Here is an 18,359-nt window from a genome sequence, read left to right as displayed (position 1 = left end):
CATGAACGGTGAAACCCTGTCCGACCTGGGTGGCTTGAAGAACCTGAAGGCCTCCCATTCGATGTTCGGCAAGATGCTGGACGACCTGATCCGCGATGCAGGCGGGCCGGGCTTCTTCTGGCAGCTGCTGGTGGTGGCCGGCTGCCTGCTGGTGGCGTGGCCGCTGGCCCGTTTTGTCGTGCGGCGCCTGGAAGCGCGGTATGAAAGCTCGAGCTTTTCCGTGCGCTTTGCCGCCGCCAGCCTCGAGCGCGCCATGTTCCCGCTGGCCGGCTGGGTGCTGGTGCTGAGCGCCCGCTTCGCGCTGGCGCCGCTGATTCCGATCAGCGTGCTGCGGCTGGCGCTGGTGCCGCTGTTCGGCATCACCGCCCTGAATTTCACCTTCTATGTGCTGCGCCGGGTGATGGCGGGCAGCGGGCAGCTGCACGGCATGCTGCTGCTGGTGGAAAAGGTGCTGACCACGCTGGTTTGGGTCGGCATGACGCTGTACGTGCTGGGCGTGCTGGGCGACGTGGTGGCGTGGATGGAGGGTGTGCGTTTTTCCATCGGCGGCAAGCAGAAGATCAGCGTGGCCGAGACCCTGATGGCGGTGGTCTGGATCCTGCTGACGGTGCTGGTGGCGCTGTGGTTCGGCTCCTGGCTGGAAGAGCGGCTGATGCGCTCGACCAGCCTCGACGGCAACCTGAAGGTGGTGCTGACGCGCATCTCCAAGGCCCTGCTGCTGCTGGTGTCGCTGCTGCTGAGCCTGTCGCTGGTGGGGATTGACCTGACCGTGCTGTCGGTCTTCGGCGGCGCGCTCGGCGTGGGCCTGGGGCTGGGTTTGCAGAAGATCGCCAGCAACTACATCTCCGGCTTCATCATCCTGCTGGACCACTCGGTCAAGCTGGGCGACCAGATCACGGTGGACAAGTACACCGGCATCGTGTCGCAGATCCGCACCCGCTACACCGTGGTGCGAAACGGCGACGGCGAAACACTGGTGCCGAATGAGCAACTGGTGGCGCAGCCGGTGCAGAACCATTCATTTTCGAATACCAGTGTGCGCGTGGCGACACGTGTGCAGGCTGACTACAATGCCGATCCGGAAACCGTGATCGCACTGCTGACCGCCTGCGTGCGCGAGCTGCCGCGCGTGCTGCCCGAGCCCGCGCCGGCCGCCTTCCTGGTGCTGTTTGCCGACAGCGGCATCGAGTACGAGGTGGCGGTCAATATCGCCGATCCGCAGAACGGCAAGCTGGGCGTGCAGTCGGCGATGAACCGCGCGATCTGGCGCACGCTGCGCGAGCATGGCATTTCCATTCCCTATCCGCAGCGCGAAGTCCGCGTGCTGGGCGAAGCACCCTTGCCCGGCACCGATCTGCCCCCATCTAAGGCAATAGCGGATGCCGCGAATGCGGCGAGCGCGGCATAGTCCCGCGGATGGGCGCAGTATGCGCCACCCCAGGAACGAAAACCGTTGCGTGCCGTCAAAATCCGGGAAATAGCGTATGCTTGCGCGTCCCGCGATCCGGTAGAATGCCGGGTTGTCGCGGGTTGCAGCCTAGGTTGCAGGCGTACGCTCCCACATCAGACAGCCGCCAGATTGCAGCGGCTCGTACCTTGTCCCGCCAGCCCTGCGCCATTCCAGCGCCGGCGCGAGACTCGTGTGCCTGGGAACCCGGATTGGCTTCAGGTCCCGTGGCAGGCGCCAGAAAGCTACCGCAATCACTTGGGTTCGCAGCCTTTTTTCTGCGCGTTGCGTGCACCGGCCCCGCTGGCCTGCACGGGAAAGTCCCTGTTTAACCGACGGAGAACAGTTTGTTCGACACTATTCTTGACTGGGCCGCCAACGGCCTTGCCAACTGGACCTGGTGGGAGATCGTCATCTACACGCTCGTGGTGACGCATATCACGATCGCCGGCGTCACCATCTTCCTGCACCGCTGCATGGCGCACCGGTCGCTGGATCTGCACCCCATTGCGCAGCATTTCTTCCGCTTCTGGCTGTGGCTGACCACCGGCATGGTCACGCGCGAGTGGACCGCCATCCACCGCAAGCACCACGCCAAGTGCGAAACCGAAGACGATCCGCACAGCCCGCAGACCCGCGGCATCCGCAAGGTGCTGCTGGAGGGCGCGGAGCTGTATCGCGCCGAAGCCAAGAACAAGGAAACCGTCGCCAAGTTCGGCCACGGCTGCCCCAATGACTGGGTCGAGCGCAATGTGTACTCGCGCTTCGGCTGGCAGGGCGTGGGCCTGATGCTGATCATCGACCTGGCGCTGTTCGGCGTGATCGGCATGACCGTGTGGGCGGTGCAGATGCTGTGGATCCCGATCCATGCCGCCGGCGTGATCAATGGCCTGGGCCACTGGTGGGGTTACCGCAACTACGATTGCGAGGACGCCTCGACCAACGTGTCGCCGTGGGGCCTGATCATCGGTGGCGAAGAGCTGCACAACAACCACCACACCTACCCGACCTCGGCCAAGTTCTCGATCAAGTGGTATGAGTTCGATGTGGGCTGGGGCTATATCCGTGCGATGCAGGCGGTCGGCCTGGCCAAGGTCAAGAAGACCCCGCCCAAGGCACGCCTGGTGGAGGCTCGTCCGGTCGACCACAACACGCTGGAAGCCATCATCGCCAACCGCTATGACGTGATGGCGCGCTACGCCAAGGCCGTCAAGGGCGCGTTCCGCCAGGAACTGGAACGGCTCAAGGAAGGCCGCGTGGCCGAGTACCGCAGCTTCAAGCCCGCCAGCAAGTGGATCCACCGCGAGGAAGCCAAGCTGGCCGCGCCGCAGCGCGAGCAGCTGGCCAGTATCGTCGAGCAGAACAAGGCGCTGCAGACCTTCGTGGAAATGCGCCGTGAACTGGCCGCCATCTGGGGCCGTTCCAACCTGACGCGCGAGCAGCTGCTGCAGCAGCTGCAGGCCTGGTGCCACCGCGCCGAGGCCAGCGGCATCCAGGCGTTGCAGGATTTCTCGCTGCGCCTGCGCCGCTACGCCTGATACAATGCGGCCGTGCCGTATGGTTTGACAAAGCCCCGCCCATGGCGGGGCTTTTGTTTTAGATAAACTCCCCAATATTCTGGCCGGGCCGCACCCTTGCTGGCGGAGGTCTAGAGGAGTACCGGAGATGACCCCACAATCGATCAAGACCGTCGAGTTCGAAAAACCGAACCTGGCGGATGCCGAGAACGCCACTGGCGGCAGCTGCGTGGCCCATGCCTGGGCCAAGGTGCCGCCGGTGCTGACGCCCGATGAGCGCCAGTCGCTGAAGGCGCGTATCCGCCGCCTGCTCAAGGAGCGCAACGCGGTGCTGGTGGCGCACTACTACGTCGACGCCGACCTGCAGGACCTGGCCGAGGAAACCGGCGGCTGCGTTTCCGACTCCCTCGAAATGGCGCGCTTCGGCCGCGACCACGAGGCCCAGACCCTGGTGGTGGCGGGCGTGCGCTTCATGGGCGAGACCGCCAAGATCCTGAGCCCTGAAAAGACCGTGCTGATGCCGGACCTGGATGCGACCTGCTCGCTCGACCTGGGTTGCCCGGCCGACGAGTTCACCGCCTTCTGCGATGCGCACCCGGACCGCACCGTGGTGGTCTACGCCAATACCAGTGCCGCCGTGAAGGCGCGCGCGGACTGGATGGTGACCTCCAGCATCGGCCTGAAGATCGTCGAGCACCTGCATGCGCAGGGCAAGAAGATCCTGTGGGCACCGGACAAGCACCTGGGCAGCTATATCCAGAAGCAGACCGGTGCCGACATGCTGCTGTGGCAGGGCTCGTGCCTGGTGCACGACGAGTTCAAGGGCATCGAGCTGGACCTGCTGCGCCGTGAATTCCCCAACGCCAGGATCCTGGTGCACCCGGAGTCGCCGGAGAACGTAGTGGCGCAGGCCGACGTGGTCGGCTCGACCTCGCAGTTGATCGAGGCCGCCCAGAAGCTGGATGCGACCGAATTCATCGTCGCCACGGACAACGGCATCCTGCACAAGATGCGCATGGCCGCGCCCGGCAAGCATTTCATTGAAGCGCCCACCGCCGGCAACAGCGCCACCTGCAAGAGCTGCGCGCACTGCCCGTGGATGGCCATGAACGCGCTCACCAACCTGGCCGAGGTGCTGGAAACCGGCCGCAACGAAATCCATGTCGACCCGGCGACCGGGCGCCAGGCGGTGACCTGCATCGACCGCATGCTGGACTTCGCTGCCGCGCAGAAGCGCAACGTGCGGCCGTCGGCCGACCTGGCCAGGGAGCAGGCGCTGTTCCAGGGGATCGGCCCGGCATGAGCGTGAACCCCGTTTTCGATAGTTACGGCGCGGCGCTGCAGGCCGCGCTGCAAGCCAATGTGCAGGCCGCCATCGCCGAGGATGTCGGCAGCGGCGACCTGACCGGCCTGCTGGTGCCTGCGGCTAAGGCGGCGCGCGCGCGCGTGATCGTGCGCGAGTCGGCGGTGCTGTGCGGCCAGCCGTGGTTCGATGCCTGCATGCGCGCGGTCGACCCGGCGCTGCAAGTGCGTTGGCTGCAGCAGGAAGGCGCGCGCATGGCGCCGGACTCCGTGGTTTGCGAGATCACCGGCCCGGCGCGCTCGCTGCTGACCGCGGAGCGCCCGTCGTTGAACTTCCTTCAGCTGCTGTCCGGCGTGGCCACCGTCACGCGCCGCTATGCCGACCTGATCGCCGGCACCCGCGCACGCGTGCTGGATACGCGCAAGACGCTGCCGGGCCTGCGTCTGGCACAGAAGTATGCGGTCCGCATCGGCGGCGGCGAGAACCAGCGCCTGGCGCTGTACGACGGCATCCTGATCAAGGAAAACCATATTGCCGCGGCCGGCAGCATCACCGCTGCCATGCAGGCGGCGCTGGCGCTGGACACCAGCGCATCGGTGCAGATCGAGGTGGAAACGCTGCCCGAGCTGGAAGAAGCGCTGGCGGCCGGCGCCAGGTCCGTGCTGATCGACAACTTCACCGTGCCGATGATGCAGGATGCGGTCAGGCTCAACCAGGGCAGGGCGCTGCTGGAGGTGTCGGGCGGCGTCAATGCCGATACCATCCGCACCTTTGCCGAAACCGGCGTGGACCGGATCTCGGTGGGTGCGCTGACCAAGGACGTGCGGGCGACGGACTACTCCTTGCGCATCATCGGCTGATTGTTTGCTCCCCTCTCCCGCTTGCGGGAGAGGGGCAGGGGGTGAGGGCAGGCGCTGGCAGACCGACACGCCTCACTTCGTCGATACTCCGGCCCTCACCCCAACCCTCTCCCGCACGCGGGAGAGGGAGCACACAATCGGCTGAAACTCGCGCGTCAGCGCTTGCGAGCGGCAGGCGGCTGCATCACTGTCGGCAACGCCTTGGGCAGCGCTTCCGGATAGTCGCGGCTGAAATGCAGCCCCCGGCTTTCATGGCGCGAATAGGCGCTGTCCACGATCAGCGAGGCCACCTCGACCAGGTTGCGCAGCTCGAGCAGGTCGCTGGTGACGCGGAAATTGGCGTAGTACTCGGCGATCTCCTCGCGCAGCAGGCCGATGCGGTGCTGGGCGCGTTCCAGCCGCTTGCTGGTGCGCACGATGCCGACGTAGTTCCACATCATGCGGCGCAGTTCGTCCCAGTTGTGCGACACCACCACTTCCTCGTCGGCATCGGAGACGCGGCTCTCATCCCAGGCGGGCAGCGTGATGTCCGGCAGGCCGGCCTTGTCCTTGGCCGCGATGTCCTCTGCCGCGGCGCGCCCGATCACCATGCATTCGAGCAGCGAGTTGGACGCCAGCCGGTTGGCGCCGTGCAGGCCGGTGCAGGCGGTTTCGCCCACGGCGTACAGGTTGCCGATGTCGGTACGGCCCGAGGTGTCTGTCACCACGCCGCCGCAGGTGTAGTGGGCGGCCGGCACCACGGGGATCGGCTCGCGCGTGATGTCGATGCCGAGCTCCAGGCAGCGCGCGTGGATGGTCGGGAAGTGTTCCTTCAGGAAGGACTCGGGCTGGTGGCTGATATCCAGGTGGACGCAGTCCAGGCCGCGCTTCTTCATCTCGAAGTCGATCGCGCGCGCGACCACGTCGCGCGGGGCCAGTTCGGCGCGCTCGTCGTGTTCGGGCATGAAGCGGGTGCCGTCGGGCAGCTTGAGCAGGCCGCCTTCGCCGCGCACCGCTTCGGAGATCAGGAAGGACTTGGCATAGGGGTGGTACAGGCAGGTCGGGTGGAACTGGATGAATTCCATGTTCGACACCCGGCAGCCCGCGCGCCAGGCCATGGCGATGCCGTCGCCGGTGGCCGTGTCCGGGTTGGTGGTGTACAGGTAGACCTTGCCCGCGCCGCCGGCGGCCAGCACGGTGTGCGTGGCGGTCAGGGTGTGCACCGCGCCGGTGCTGTCGTCCAGCACGTAGAGGCCGTAGCAGCGGTTGCCCGGCAGACCCAGCTTGCGCGAGGTGATCAGGTCGATCGCGAAGTGGTCTTCCAGGATGGTGATGTTCGGGTGCTGCGTCGCCTGCTGCAGCAGCGTGCTGACCACGGCATGGCCGGTGGCGTCGGCCGCGTGGATGATGCGCCGGCGGCTGTGGCCGCCTTCGCGCGTCAGGTGGAAGCCCAGTTCGGCCTGCGCGTCGCGCGTGAACGGCACGCCGCGGTCGATCAGCCACTGGATGGCCTCGCGCCCATGCTCCACGATGAAGCGCGTTGCCTCTTCATCGCACAGCCCCGCACCGGCAATGAGCGTGTCCTGCGTGTGCTCGTCATGGCTGTCGCCGGAATCCAGCACGGCGGCGATGCCGCCCTGCGCCCAGTCGCTGGCGCCGTGGGTCATGGCGCGCTTGCTGAGGATGGCCACCCGGTGGGTGTCGGCCAGTTGCAGCGCGACCGTAAGGCCGGCCAGGCCGCTGCCGACGATGGCGACGTCGAAATTCATGGTGCGGAGTGCGCCGGGGGCGCTTGGCAGATGGGGGGAACGCGAAAGTCTACACCCGCGCGCCACGCCGTGCAGCAGTGCCGTGCCGACAAACAAAAAGCCCCGCGGCATGGCGGGGCTTTCTGGCGGGAACCGGGATCAATTACTTGATCTTGGTTTCCTTGTAAGCGACGTGCTTGCGAACGACGGGATCGAACTTCATGATCTCCATCTTTTCCGGCATGGTGCGCTTGTTCTTGGTAGTCGTGTAGAAGTGACCCGTACCTGCGGTCGATTCCAGCTTGATCTTGTCGCGGCCGCCCTTGCTTGCCATGATGTGCTCCTAATTAGACTTCGCCGCGTGCGCGCAGGTCGGCGAGCACGGAGTCGATGCCTTTCTTGTCGATCAGGCGCAGGCCGGCGTTCGAGACGCGCAGGCTCACCCAGCGGTTTTCGGATTCAACGAAGAAACGACGATTCTGCAGGTTGGGCAGAAAACGGCGCTTGGTCTTGTTGTTTGCGTGGGAAACGTTGTTGCCGACCATCGGCGCTTTCCCGGTCACTTGACAGACGCGTGCCATGAAGCACTCCTAAATCTTCTATTCGTGGACAATGTTCGCAACAGATCAACAAAAGGCGCGCGGGCCCGGACTGCAGCGGTTGAGACTTCAGCAAAACGGGCATTATAGACCGGATTCCCCCGCCGAATCAATGCCTTCTGTGCTTTGCCGTCACCGGGCGTGGCTGCCTGGCTTGTGCCGTGGCGTTGGCGTCACAGCCCAGGCAGGCGCTCGCAGCAGTCGGCCAGCGAGCGGATTTCCTGTCCGGCCACGATGAAATGGTCCAGCAGCCGCACGTCGATCAAGTCCAGCGTGCGCGCCAGTTCGCGGGTCAGGTGGATGTCGCTCTGGCTGGGCGCGGTGGTGCCGCGCGGGTGGTTGTGGGCCACGATGATGCCCGCCGCATTATGCACCAGCGCCTGGCGCGCCACCTCGCGCGGGTAGACGGCGGTGCGCGTCAGGGTGCCGCGGAACAGTTCTTCGCTGGCCACCATGCGGTTGCGCGGATCCAGGAACAGGCACAGGAAGACCTCGTGCGGCAGCGGTGCCAGCGTCAGGCGCAGATAGCTGCGCACCGCCGCCTGCGAGTCAAAGCCGGTGGGCAGCCGCAGCGATTCTGCCAGCGCGCGGCGCGCCAGTTCGGGGATGGCCTGCAACTGGGCGTATTTGGTTGCGCCCATGCCCCTGATGCCGGTCAGGGCACGCCCCTCGGCCGCGAACAGGGCCGTCAGCGAGCCGAAACGGTGCAGTAGTTCGCGTGCGAGGTCCACGGCACTTTTGCCGACCGTGCCCACGCGCAGCAGGACCGCCAGCAGCTCGGCATCGGACAGCGCGGCGGCGCCGCTTTCCAGCAGTTTCTCGCGGGGCCGCTCGCAGGCGGGCCAGTTGGCAATGGTCATGGGCAGTCCAGGTAGTCACGTCGTGATCAGGTGCTGCGGGCCCGGGGCGGCGGGCGATGGGCTAGTCGAATACAATACGGGCTGTTGACCGGTTGATCACCCATGAATTTGCAAACTTTCGCGTCGGAAGCCGACGGCGGCACGGCTGGCCGCAAGACTGTCCAGCCAGACTCTTTTCTGACCCTGCACTACAGCATCGCGCTCGAGAACGGCACCGAAGTCGTCAGCACGTTCGAAGAGAAACCCGCGACGCTGCTGCTGGGGCAGGGCCAGTTCGCGCCCACGCTCGAACAGGCGCTGCTGGGCATGCCTGAGGGCGAGCGCATGACCTACCGGCTGGCGCCGGAGCAGGCTTTCGGCCCGCGCAACCCCGAGTTGCTGCAGTGGGTGTCGCTCGCCACGCTGCGCGAGAACAGCTCGTTCGAAGAGGACTACAGCCCGGGCGACCTGGTGGAATTCAACGCGCCCGGCGGCGGCAAGTACGCGGGCGTGCTCAAGGAGATCGGAGAGACGGCTGCGCTGTTCGACTTCAACCATCCGCTGGCCGGGCAGACCATCCTGTTCGACGTGCAGCTGATCGGCATTCTGTGAGCGCGCCGAACCTGTTCCGATACCGCAGCATGCCTGACCTGACCCCCGCACCCGACGCAGAAATCCTGATGGCCCAGCCGCGCGGCTTCTGCGCCGGCGTGGACCGTGCCATCGAGATTGTCGAGCGCGCGCTCGCGCGCTTCGGCGCGCCCATCTACGTGCGCCACGAAATCGTGCACAACGCCTATGTGGTGGCCGACCTGCGCCGCAAGGGCGCGGTGTTCGTGCGCGAGCTCGACGAGGTGCCGGCCGGCGCCACCGTCATCTTCAGCGCCCATGGCGTGTCGCGCGAAGTGCGCGAGGACGCTGCCGCGCGCGGGCTGCATGTGTTCGATGCCACCTGCCCGCTGGTGACCAAGGTGCATGTCGAGGTCAGCAAGATGCGCGCGGAGGGCTGCGAGATCGTGATGATCGGCCATCGCGGCCACCCGGAGGTCGAGGGCACCATGGGCCAGGCCAACAGCGGCATGGTGCTGGTGGAGTCGGTCGGCGATGTCGGCAAGCTGCGGATCGCCGATCCCTCGCGCCTGGCCTACGTCACCCAGACCACGCTGTCGGTGGACGAGACCCGCGAGATCGTGGCCGCGCTCAAGGCGCGCTTCCCGCAGATCCGCGAGCCCAAGAAGCAGGACATCTGCTACGCCACGCAGAACCGCCAGGACGCGGTCAAGTTCATGGCGCCGCAGGTGGAAGTAGTGATCGTCGTGGGCAGCCCCAACAGCTCCAACTCCAACCGCCTGCGCGAGCTGGCCGAGCGGCTGGGGGTGCCGGCCTATATGGTGGATGCGCCCGGACAGGTGCGGCCCGAGTGGGTTGCCGGCAAGCGCCGCATCGGCCTGACCGCCGGTGCCTCGGCGCCCGAGGCGCTGGCCCAGTCGATCGTCGAGCGCCTGCGCGAACTTGGTGCGCGCCAGGTGCGCCCGCTCGATGGCATCGAAGAGAACATGGCCTTCCCGCTGCCGCGCGGGCTGGTGCCCACCAGCGCAGCCGCGTGAGGCATGCGCGGGCGTGCCCGCCATTCAGTCCTGCCTGATTAAGAGGGCGCCGCTTGATGTGGCGCCCTTTTTGTTTTTGGCGCCTTCGGACTGGCAGGTCGCCATCGATCGCCCGATTAATGCACGCGCACGGTGCAGCCATTGATGCCTGTCTTTTGCGTCAGACAAATCAGGGTAATCCCCGGATCTCGGGTTTTCCCTATTATGGTGCGGCGTTACATTCTGCACATTAGAGATCGGCGCCATTGCATTTATATGGAACACCTAATTAATAAAGGAGCATTATAGGTGGCGCCGGCGATGCTCATTCGCCCCATGCGGGCAGTGCAGGCACGATTCTTGTAAGTATGTGGGGCAACCGCATCATGTGAGCGGGAATTGCCGCAATCTGTGCATTGGGGAAATTCCCTAGCTCATTTGGCCGGTAAATGGTTAAGGATGTTGCGTCGCGTATTGCATCGACGAAGAAAGGCGATACAATGCGCGCGTTTCAAATTGAAACTAAACAAAGGCGGTCCAGGGAAACGTCCCGGGAGGCGTTGCAAATCCCTGTTCTTGTGAATCCTAGGAGATCACTCATGCAAATCACGTTTGCCAAGATTCTGCCGATCGCGGCCGCAGTGGCGCTGGTCGCAGCTTGCGGCAAGAAGGAAGAGAAGCCAGCTGAACCGGCATCTTCGGCGCCGGCGGCTGCCGCTCCCGCAGCGGGTGGCGGTGAGGTCGTCGTCAAGATCGGCCACGCGGCCCCGCTGACCGGCGGTATCGCGCACCTTGGCAAGGACAACGAAAACGGCGCCCGCCTGGCCGTGGAAGAAGTCAACAAGACCGGCCTGGAAATCGGTGGCAAGAAGATCAAGCTCGAACTGGTCGGCGAAGACGACGCGGCGGATCCGAAGACCGGCACCGCCGTGGCGCAGAAGCTGGTCGACGCCAAGGTCGTGGCCGTGGTCGGCCACCTGAACTCGGGCGTGTCGATCCCGGCGTCGAAGATCTACAGCGACGCCGGCATCGTGCAGATCTCGCCGTCGTCGACCAACCCGGACTACACCAAGCAGGGCTTCAAGACCACCTACCGCGTGGTGGCCACCGACGCCCAGCAAGGCCCGGCCCTGGCCAACTACGCCGCCAAGACCCTGCACGCCAAGAGCGTGGCCATCGTCGACGATGCCACTGCCTACGGCAAGGGCCTTGCCGACGAGTTCGAGAAGACTTCCAAGGCGGCCGGCGTGAATGTGGTCGCGCGTGAAGCCACCAACGACAAGGCCACCGACTTCAAGGCCATTCTGACCAAGATCAAGGGCAAGAAGCCTGACGTCATCATGTACGGCGGCATGGACGCCACCGGCGGCCCGTTCGCCAAGCAGGCCAAGGAACTTGGCATCGGCGCCAAGATCGTCGGCGGCGACGGCGTCTGTACCGACAAGGTGGCCGAGCTGGCCGGCGATGCCGTGTCGAACATCATCTGCTCGGAGGCAGGCCTGGCCCTGTCGAAGATGGAGACCGGTGCCGACTTCGACAAGCGCTACCAGGCCCGCTTCAACGCCCCGGTGCAGATCTACGCACCGTTCACCTATGACGCCGTGATGGTCGTCGTCGACGCCATGAAGCGCGCCAACTCGACCGAGCCGGCTGCCATCCTGGCCGAAATGCCCAAGACCAACTACAAGGGCGTGATCGGCAATATCGCCTTCGACGAAAAGGGCGACATGAAGGAAGGCACCATCACGCTGTACGAGTACAAGGACAAGAAGAAGTCCGTCCTCGACGTCGTGAAGATGTAATCAGGGCTTACCGGCCCGTCCGAACGGCACCGTGAGTATTTTGCGGTGCCGTTCTTTTTAGCCTCGCCTAATGTAGAAGCATCCTTACCCTGGATGGAACATGGCAGGCCGCTTACCAGCAAACCAACCTCAGCAACCTTACCCATCACACATCATGGTCCCCCCCGGCGTCCATACCATGCCGCAAGGTCCGGGACTGAAGCAGGAGTTTTCATGGATATCTTTATCCAGCAGATCGTGAACGGTCTGGTGCTCGGCAGCATTTATGCGCTGATCGCACTGGGCTACACCATGGTCTACGGCATTCTGGGGATCATCAACTTCGCCCACGGCGACGTGCTGATGATCGGCGCACTGACCGCATTGTCAGCGATCCTCGGGCTGCAGAAATACGCCCCCGGCCTGCCGGAATGGCTGACGCTGGTGATCGCCACGCTGATCGCCATGCCGGTTTGCGCAGTACTGGCCTATTCCATCGAGCGGATCGCCTACCGGCCCTTGCGCAATGCGCCACGGCTCGCACCGCTGATCACCGCGATCGGCGTCTCCATCATCCTCCAGACGATGGGCATGCTGATCTGGTCGCGCAACCCGCTGACCTTCCCGCAGCTGCTGCCGTCCGAGCCCATCGATATCGGCTCGACCGGCGCCACCATCACCGGCAAGGAAATGGTCATCATCGGCATGGCCGTGATGGTGATGGCCGGGCTGCTCGCGCTGGTCAACCGCACCAAGCTGGGCCGCGCCATGCGCGCCACCGCCGAGAACCAGAAGGTGGCCGGCCTGATGGGCGTGAACCCCAATTTCGTCATTTCCGCCACCTTCATGATCGGCGCCACGCTGGCCGCGCTGGCCGGCGTGATGATGGCCACCAACTACGGCAATGCCCACTTCTACATGGGCTTCATCCCGGGCCTGAAGGCGTTTACCGCCGCGGTGCTGGGCGGCATCGGCAACCTGGCTGGCGCCATGGTAGGCGGCATGCTGCTGGGCCTGATCGAAGCGCTCGGCGCCGGCTATATCGGCGACCTGACCAACGGCGTCTTCGGCTCCAATTACCAGGACGTCTTTGCCTTTATCGTGCTGATTACCGTACTTGTGTTCCGTCCGTCCGGCATCATGGGCGAGCGGGTGGCCGAACGCGCTTGAGGAGCGAATCCATGAATACTCCGATTCCATCCACGGCGGCGGTTGCGGCGCCTTCGCGCGTTCCGGCAAAGACCCTGGCCGCGCTCATTGGCTTCCTGGTGGTCGCACTGTGCGCGCCGTTCATCGTGCAGACGCTGGGCGGCAACTACTGGGTGCGCGTGCTCGACTTCGCGCTGATCTACATCATGCTGGCGCTGGGCCTGAATATCGTGGTGGGCTTCGCCGGCCTGCTCGATCTCGGCTATATCGCGTTCTACGCCGTCGGCGCCTACCTGATGGCCTTGCTGGGCTCGCCCCACCTGTCCAACCAGTTCGAGTGGATCCATCAGCTGTTCCCCCACGGCCTGCATCTGTCGATGTGGTTCGTGTTGCCGATCGCGATCCTGGTGGCGGCCACCTTCGGCGTGCTGCTGGGTGCGCCGACGCTCAAGCTGCGTGGCGACTACCTTGCCATCGTGACCCTGGGCTTCGGCGAGATCATCCGCATCTTCATGAACAACCTTGACCGCCCGCTGAACATCACCAACGGGCCCAAGGGGATCACGGCGGTGGATCCGGTCCATATCTTCGGCTTCGACTTCTCGAAGTCCCACGAGATCCTCGGCCTCAAGTTCACGCCGGTGTTCATGTACTACTACCTGCTGGTGTTCCTGGTCATCGCGATCGTGTTCATCTGCCTGCGGCTGCAGAACTCGCGTATCGGCCGCGCCTTTGTCGCCATCCGCGAGGATGAGATCGCCGCCAAGGCAATGGGCATCAACACGCGCAACATCAAGCTGCTGGCCTTTGCCATGGGAGCCTCGTTCGGCGGCGCTTCCGGTGCGGTGTTCGGTGCCTTCCAGGGCTTTGTGTCGCCTGAATCGTTCGTGCTGTGGGAGTCGATCTATGTGCTGGCCATCGTGGTGCTCGGCGGCATGGGGCACATCCCTGGCGTGATCCTCGGCGGCATCCTGCTGGTGGGCTTCCAGGAACTGCTGCGCGTGGTGGCCGAGCCGATGCAGACGGGCCTGTTCGGCCACGTGGTCGTCGATGCCGAAGTGCTGCGCCAGTTGCTGTTCGGCCTGGCCCTGGTGGGCGTCATGCTGTATCGCCCGGCGGGCATCTGGCCGTCGCCGCGCAAGGAAGACCGTCCGGTGGTGCGCCGGGCGGGCAGCATCGGCCGATTCTGATCAGGGGGATAACATGAGCAACAACGATTTCCTCCTGTCGGTACAGGGGGTCAACAAGCGGTTCGGCGGCCTGCAGGCGCTGTCCGAGGTGGGCCTGCAGATCAAGCCGGGCGAAATCTATGGCCTGATCGGCCCCAACGGCGCCGGCAAGACGACGTTCTTCAACGTGATCACGGGCCTGTACACGCCCGATTCCGGTGAGTTCGTGCTGGGCGGCAAGCCCTACCAGCCGACCGCCGTGCACGAAGTGGCCAAGGCCGGCATTGCCCGCACCTTCCAGAATATTCGCCTGTTCAACGACATGACCGCGCTCGAGAACGTGATGGTGGGCCGGCACGTGCGGACCAAGGCAGGCCTGCTGGGTGCGGTGTTCCGGCCGCCTTCGGTGCGCCGGGAAGAAGCGGATGTGGAGGACCGCGCGCATGACCTGCTCGACTATGTCGGCATCGGCAAGTACGCCAACTTCACCTCGCGCAACCTGTCGTACGGCCACCAGCGCCGGCTGGAGATCGCGCGCGCGCTGGCGACCGAGCCCAAGCTGCTGGCGCTGGACGAACCGGCCGCGGGCATGAACGCGACCGAGAAGGTCGAGCTGCGCGGCCTGCTCGACAAGATCCGCAATGATGGCAAGACCATCCTGCTGATCGAACACGACGTGAAGCTGGTGATGGGCCTGTGCAACCGCATGACGGTGCTGGACTACGGCAAGGTGATTGCCCAGGGCCTGCCACAAGACGTGCAGAGCAACCCCGCGGTGATCGAGGCCTACCTCGGCGCATCGGCGCACTGATGGCCGGAGGACAAGCAATGACACAGACAGTACTGAAGATCTCGGGCCTGAAGGTTGCCTACGGCGGCATCCAGGCCGTCAAGGGTATCGACCTCGACATCAAGGATGGCGAACTGGTGACGCTGATCGGCGCCAACGGCGCTGGCAAGACCACCACCATGAAGGCCATCACCGGCCTGCAGGGCTGGGCCGGCGGCGACGTGGAGTACATGGGCAAGTCGATCAAGGGCGTGCCCAGCTACGCGCTGCTCAAGCAGGGCCTGGCGATGGTGCCGGAAGGCCGCGGCGTGTTTGCGCGCATGACCATCACCGAGAACCTGCAGATGGGCGCCTACACGCGCAACGACGAAGCCGGCATCAAGGCCGATGTCGAGCGCATGTTCGGCATCTTCCCGCGCCTGAAGGAGCGTGCCAACCAGCTGGCGGGCACCATGTCCGGCGGCGAGCAGCAGATGCTGGCGATGGCGCGCGCGCTGATGAGCCAGCCCAAGGTGCTGCTGCTGGACGAGCCTTCGATGGGCCTGTCGCCGATCATGGTCGAGAAAATCTTCGAGGTCGTGCGCGACATCTCGGCGCAGGGCGTGACCGTGCTGCTGGTCGAGCAGAACGCGCGCCTGGCGCTGCAGGCCGCGCACCGCGGCTACGTGATGGAGTCGGGCCTGATCACCATGAGCGGGGACGCCAGGCAGATGCTGGACGATCCGAAGGTGCGGGCGGCCTACCTGGGTGAGTAAAGGCCATAGCAAGAGCGAGCGGTTTTGGGTGCTCCAAAGCCGCCCGAACTAGCCTGAGCAAGGTGTTCTCCCTCTCCCCTCATGGGGAGAGGGTTGGGGTGAGGGGTGGTCTAGCTAGGAACCACATCAAGCAGGGCCAACGTTTTTTATAAGCTCGTGGCGCTGGCAAACGCTTGCCCTCACCCCCACCCCTCTCCCGCACGCGGGAGAGGGGTGCCTGCTGCGGGCGTCATCGACGCATTGGCATGCAGCGCTCGATAGCAGCCCTCAGGCCTCGCTTTGCGCGAGGCCTCTTTTATCAGCCCAGCTTCTTCAGCAGCGCGCGCAGCATGCCGATCATCTGGTCGATCTCGTCGCGGGTCACGTTCAGGGCCGGCATGAAGCGCAGCAGGTTGGGGCGCGGCGCGTTCAGCAGCAGGCCCTGCGGGCCCATGTCGCGCGCTTCTTCCACCAGTTGCGGGCCGATGTCCTTGTTCAGGAGCAGCGCGCGCAGCAGGCCCTCACCGCGTTCGCCGCCCAGGCCGAACTCGGCCGACAGCGCCAGCAGTTGCTCCCTCAGGTACTCGCCCTTGGCTTTGACCTCGTCAAGGAAGCCCGGCGCGGTCAGCTGCCCGATCACCGCGCTGCCCACCGCGGTCATCAGCGGGTTGCCGTTGTAGGTGCCGCCCTGGTCGCCGGCCTCGAAGCTGGCGACTTCGGCCTTGCACAGCAGTGCCGACAGCGGCACGCCGCCGCCGATGCCCTTGCCCAGCGTCATGATGTCCGGCTCGACGCCCGCCAGCTCGTAGGCGAACAGCGTGCCGCAGCGCCCGCAGCCGGCCTGGACTTCATCGACGATCAGCAGCAGCCTGTGCTTGTCGGCCAGCGCGCGCAGCCCCTGCATGAAGGCGCGGGTGGCGGGGATCACGCCGCCTTCGCCCTGCACCGGCTCCAGCATGATGGCGACGGTCTTGCTGGTGATCAGCTTTTCCACCGAGCCCAGGTCGTTCAGCTCGGCGCGCGGGAAGCCCGGCACCTGCGGCGCGAAGATGGTGTCCCAGCCGGCCTTGCCCGACGCGCTCATGGTGGCGAGCGTGCGGCCATGGAAACTGTGGTCCATGGTGATGATCTCGAAGGCGCCGTCCTTGTGCTTGCGGCCCCATTTGCGCGCCAGCTTGATCGCGCCTTCGTTGGCCTCGGCGCCGCTGTTGGCGAAGAAGACCTTGTCGAAGCAGCTGTTGTCGGTCAGCTGTTTGGCCAGCTTGAGCATGGGCTCGTTGTAGAAGGCCGGGCTCGGGTTGATCAGCTTGTGCGACTGGGCCACCAGCGCGTCGATCATGCCCTGGTTGGAATGGCCCAGGCAGTTCACCGCCCAGCCCTGCACGAAGTCCAGGTATCGCTTGCCGTTGTGATCCGTCAGCCAGGAGCCCTTGCCCTCGGTGAACACGAGTTCGGGCCGGTTGGTGATGTACATCAGGGATTGGACGGGATACTCAGCAAATGCCATGGCGGACTCCAGGGGTCGGCGTGTAACGATGGACGGACGGGCGCGAAAGACGCAGCAGGAACAAGAACAAAAACAAAAAGCCACGGGGGTTGCCCGTGGCTCGTTGACATGAACAGACGCAGTCGACGGTCAGCCGCGCGGCACCCCAGCGGGGAGCGACGTACGGAAGCTGCGGCGTCGGTTGAAGGTCGTGTGCATGCGGGCAAATATAAGGCGCATGGACCCGGGTGTCAAAACGAATTTTGGCGGGCCCGGGCATTGTTGCGCTGAAGGAACGGCTGTCCGGCGGCCTCAGGCCGCGGGAGCGGCCGGGTGCATGTCGGCCTCGGAGGTGAACGAGTCGGCGAAGAACGCGTCCTCGTGCAGCTTGCACTGGCGGGTGAAGTCGCCGCGCGCGGCATTGATCATCACCGGCGCGCCGCAGGCGTAGACCTCGTGGGCCGACAGGTCGGGATGGTCGGCGATCACGGCCTGGTGGACAAAGCCGGTGCGGCCCTGCCAGTCGTCTTCCGGCAGCGCGTCGGAGACCACCGGCACGTAGCGGAAGTTGGGCAGGTCGCGCGCCCACTGCTCGGCGAGCGCGTGCATGTACAGGTCCGTGGGCCGGCGGCCACCCCAATACAGCGTCATCGGGCGGGTGATGCCGGTGTAGGCGGCGTGTTCGACGATGGCCTTGATCGGCGCGAAACCGGTGCCGGAAGCCAGCAGGATGATCGGGGCCTCGGATTCCTCGCGCAGGAAGAAGCTGCCCAGCGGGCCCTCGAAGCGCAGGATGTCGCGCTCCTTCATGGCCGGCTGGCCTTCCCTGGCGCCAAAGACGTAGTCGGTGAAGGCGCCGCCCGGCATATGGCGGATATGCAGCTCGATCGGGCCGTCCTCATGCGGCGGCGTGGCGATCGAGTAGCTGCGGCGCTTGCCGTCGCGCAGCAGGAATTCCACGTACTGGCCGGCCAGGTACTGCATGCGCTCGGTCGCGGGCAGCTGCAGCTTGATGGCGATCACGTCGTCGGCCAGGCGCTCGAGCGAGGTCACGCGGCACGGCACCTTCTTGATCGGGATATCGCCCGCGCCGTGGACTTCGCGGCATTCGATGGTGATGTCCGAGGCGGCGTTGGCGCAGCAGAACAGGGCGCGGCCCTCGGTCTTTTCCTGCGCGGTCAGTGCCGCCGGGGCGTGGTCGCCCTGCACGATGTCGCCGGCGAGCACGCGGCCCTTGCATGAGCCGCAGGCGCCGTTCTTGCACCCGTAGGGCAGCCCGATGCTGTGGCGCAGGGCCGCGCCGAGGATGGTTTCGTCCGTGGCCACTTCAAACTTGTGGCCGCTGGGCATGACGGTTACTTGATAAGCCATA

The 18,359-nt window shown here is 65.3% G+C and carries 17 protein-coding genes; 11 read left to right on the top strand and 6 right to left on the bottom strand.

The annotated features are described in order from the left end of the window. The first annotated feature begins 1 nt into the window (after position 1). The 4 genes from ACREYQ_RS13690 (at position 2) to nadC (ending at position 5,127) form a co-directional block, all read left to right on the top strand. A complete protein-coding gene (locus ACREYQ_RS13690) occupies positions 2 to 1,408 on the top strand; it encodes a mechanosensitive ion channel family protein (protein WP_432258122.1) in 1,407 nt (468 codons plus the stop codon). A gap of 386 nt (positions 1,409 to 1,794) precedes the next feature. Beyond that, a complete protein-coding gene (locus ACREYQ_RS13685; RefSeq protein WP_432258121.1) occupies positions 1,795 to 2,985 on the top strand; it encodes a DesA family fatty acid desaturase in 1,191 nt (396 codons plus the stop codon). Positions 2,986 to 3,112: 127 nt separating this feature from the next. Continuing rightward, complete coding sequence (gene nadA, locus ACREYQ_RS13680) at positions 3,113 to 4,267, top strand: quinolinate synthase NadA (RefSeq protein WP_432258120.1); 1,155 nt, start codon at positions 3,113 to 3,115, stop codon at positions 4,265 to 4,267. Next, positions 4,264 to 5,127 (top strand): carboxylating nicotinate-nucleotide diphosphorylase, encoded by an 864-nt coding sequence (nadC, locus tag ACREYQ_RS13675; protein ID WP_432258119.1) that lies wholly within the window; start codon positions 4,264 to 4,266, stop codon positions 5,125 to 5,127. Before nadA ends, nadC begins: the two co-directional genes overlap by 4 nt. Before the next feature lie 155 nt (positions 5,128 to 5,282). Here the strand turns inward: nadC and nadB are convergent, their stop codons facing one another. The 4 genes from nadB to radC all read right to left on the bottom strand — a co-directional run bounded on the left by nadB (position 5,283) and on the right by radC (position 8,313). Further along, positions 5,283 to 6,875 (bottom strand): L-aspartate oxidase, encoded by a 1,593-nt coding sequence (gene nadB / locus ACREYQ_RS13670; RefSeq protein ID WP_432258118.1) that lies wholly within the window; start codon positions 6,873 to 6,875, stop codon positions 5,283 to 5,285. A gap of 142 nt (positions 6,876 to 7,017) precedes the next feature. Continuing rightward, positions 7,018 to 7,188: a 50S ribosomal protein L33 gene (rpmG, locus tag ACREYQ_RS13665; protein ID WP_078197739.1), complete on the bottom strand. Its 171-nt coding sequence runs from the start codon at positions 7,186 to 7,188 to the stop codon at positions 7,018 to 7,020. 13 nt (positions 7,189 to 7,201) lie between these two features. Then, positions 7,202 to 7,435: a 50S ribosomal protein L28 gene (gene rpmB / locus ACREYQ_RS13660; protein WP_006575661.1), complete on the bottom strand. Its 234-nt coding sequence runs from the start codon at positions 7,433 to 7,435 to the stop codon at positions 7,202 to 7,204. Positions 7,436 to 7,626: 191 nt separating this feature from the next. Further along, positions 7,627 to 8,313 carry a RadC family protein gene (gene radC, locus ACREYQ_RS13655; RefSeq protein WP_432258117.1) on the bottom strand — a complete coding sequence of 229 codons (687 nt, stop codon included), beginning with the start codon at positions 8,311 to 8,313 and terminating at the stop codon, positions 7,627 to 7,629. A 102-nt stretch (positions 8,314 to 8,415) separates the two neighbouring features. Between radC and ACREYQ_RS13650 the strand changes: the two genes are divergently transcribed. From ACREYQ_RS13650 to ACREYQ_RS13620, 7 genes are all read left to right on the top strand, one after another. Beyond that, on the top strand, positions 8,416 to 8,904 hold the full coding sequence (locus tag ACREYQ_RS13650; RefSeq protein WP_432258116.1) for an FKBP-type peptidyl-prolyl cis-trans isomerase: 489 nt from the start codon (positions 8,416 to 8,418) through the stop codon (positions 8,902 to 8,904). 29 nt (positions 8,905 to 8,933) lie between these two features. Beyond that, positions 8,934 to 9,899 (top strand): 4-hydroxy-3-methylbut-2-enyl diphosphate reductase, encoded by a 966-nt coding sequence (ispH, locus tag ACREYQ_RS13645; RefSeq protein WP_432258115.1) that lies wholly within the window; start codon positions 8,934 to 8,936, stop codon positions 9,897 to 9,899. Positions 9,900 to 10,477: 578 nt separating this feature from the next. Continuing rightward, entirely contained in the window at positions 10,478 to 11,680 is a 1,203-nt protein-coding gene (locus ACREYQ_RS13640; RefSeq protein WP_432258114.1) for a branched-chain amino acid ABC transporter substrate-binding protein, read from the top strand. Positions 11,681 to 11,893: 213 nt separating this feature from the next. Then, a complete protein-coding gene (locus tag ACREYQ_RS13635) occupies positions 11,894 to 12,829 on the top strand; it encodes a branched-chain amino acid ABC transporter permease (RefSeq protein ID WP_115012883.1) in 936 nt (311 codons plus the stop codon). 11 nt (positions 12,830 to 12,840) lie between these two features. Further along, positions 12,841 to 13,998, top strand: a complete 1,158-nt coding sequence (locus ACREYQ_RS13630) for an ABC transporter permease subunit (protein WP_432258113.1) — start codon at positions 12,841 to 12,843, stop codon at positions 13,996 to 13,998. A 13-nt stretch (positions 13,999 to 14,011) separates the two neighbouring features. Then, positions 14,012 to 14,788: an ABC transporter ATP-binding protein gene (locus tag ACREYQ_RS13625; RefSeq protein WP_432258112.1), complete on the top strand. Its 777-nt coding sequence runs from the start codon at positions 14,012 to 14,014 to the stop codon at positions 14,786 to 14,788. 17 nt (positions 14,789 to 14,805) lie between these two features. Beyond that, complete coding sequence (locus ACREYQ_RS13620; RefSeq protein WP_432258111.1) at positions 14,806 to 15,522, top strand: ABC transporter ATP-binding protein; 717 nt, start codon at positions 14,806 to 14,808, stop codon at positions 15,520 to 15,522. Positions 15,523 to 15,820: 298 nt separating this feature from the next. Here ACREYQ_RS13620 and ACREYQ_RS13615 read toward each other — a convergent pair whose 3' ends face one another. Both ACREYQ_RS13615 and ACREYQ_RS13610 read right to left on the bottom strand, forming a co-directional pair. Then, positions 15,821 to 17,008, bottom strand: coding sequence for an acetylornithine transaminase (locus ACREYQ_RS13615; RefSeq protein WP_432258110.1), 1,188 nt, complete (start codon positions 17,006 to 17,008; stop codon positions 15,821 to 15,823). Between the two features lie 291 nt (positions 17,009 to 17,299). Continuing rightward, the gene (locus ACREYQ_RS13610; RefSeq protein ID WP_432258109.1) at positions 17,300 to 18,358 is read right to left on the bottom strand and encodes a CDP-6-deoxy-delta-3,4-glucoseen reductase; all 1,059 of its coding nucleotides are present in this window, start codon (positions 18,356 to 18,358) and stop codon (positions 17,300 to 17,302) included. Position 18,359 lies beyond the last annotated feature (1 nt).

The sequence above is a fragment of the Cupriavidus sp. TMH.W2 genome (genome assembly GCF_050847365.1).
Classification (GTDB): domain Bacteria; phylum Pseudomonadota; class Gammaproteobacteria; order Burkholderiales; family Burkholderiaceae; genus Cupriavidus.
Note: the sequence above shows the minus strand (reverse complement) of the source record. Positions and strands in the feature narration are given on the sequence as shown.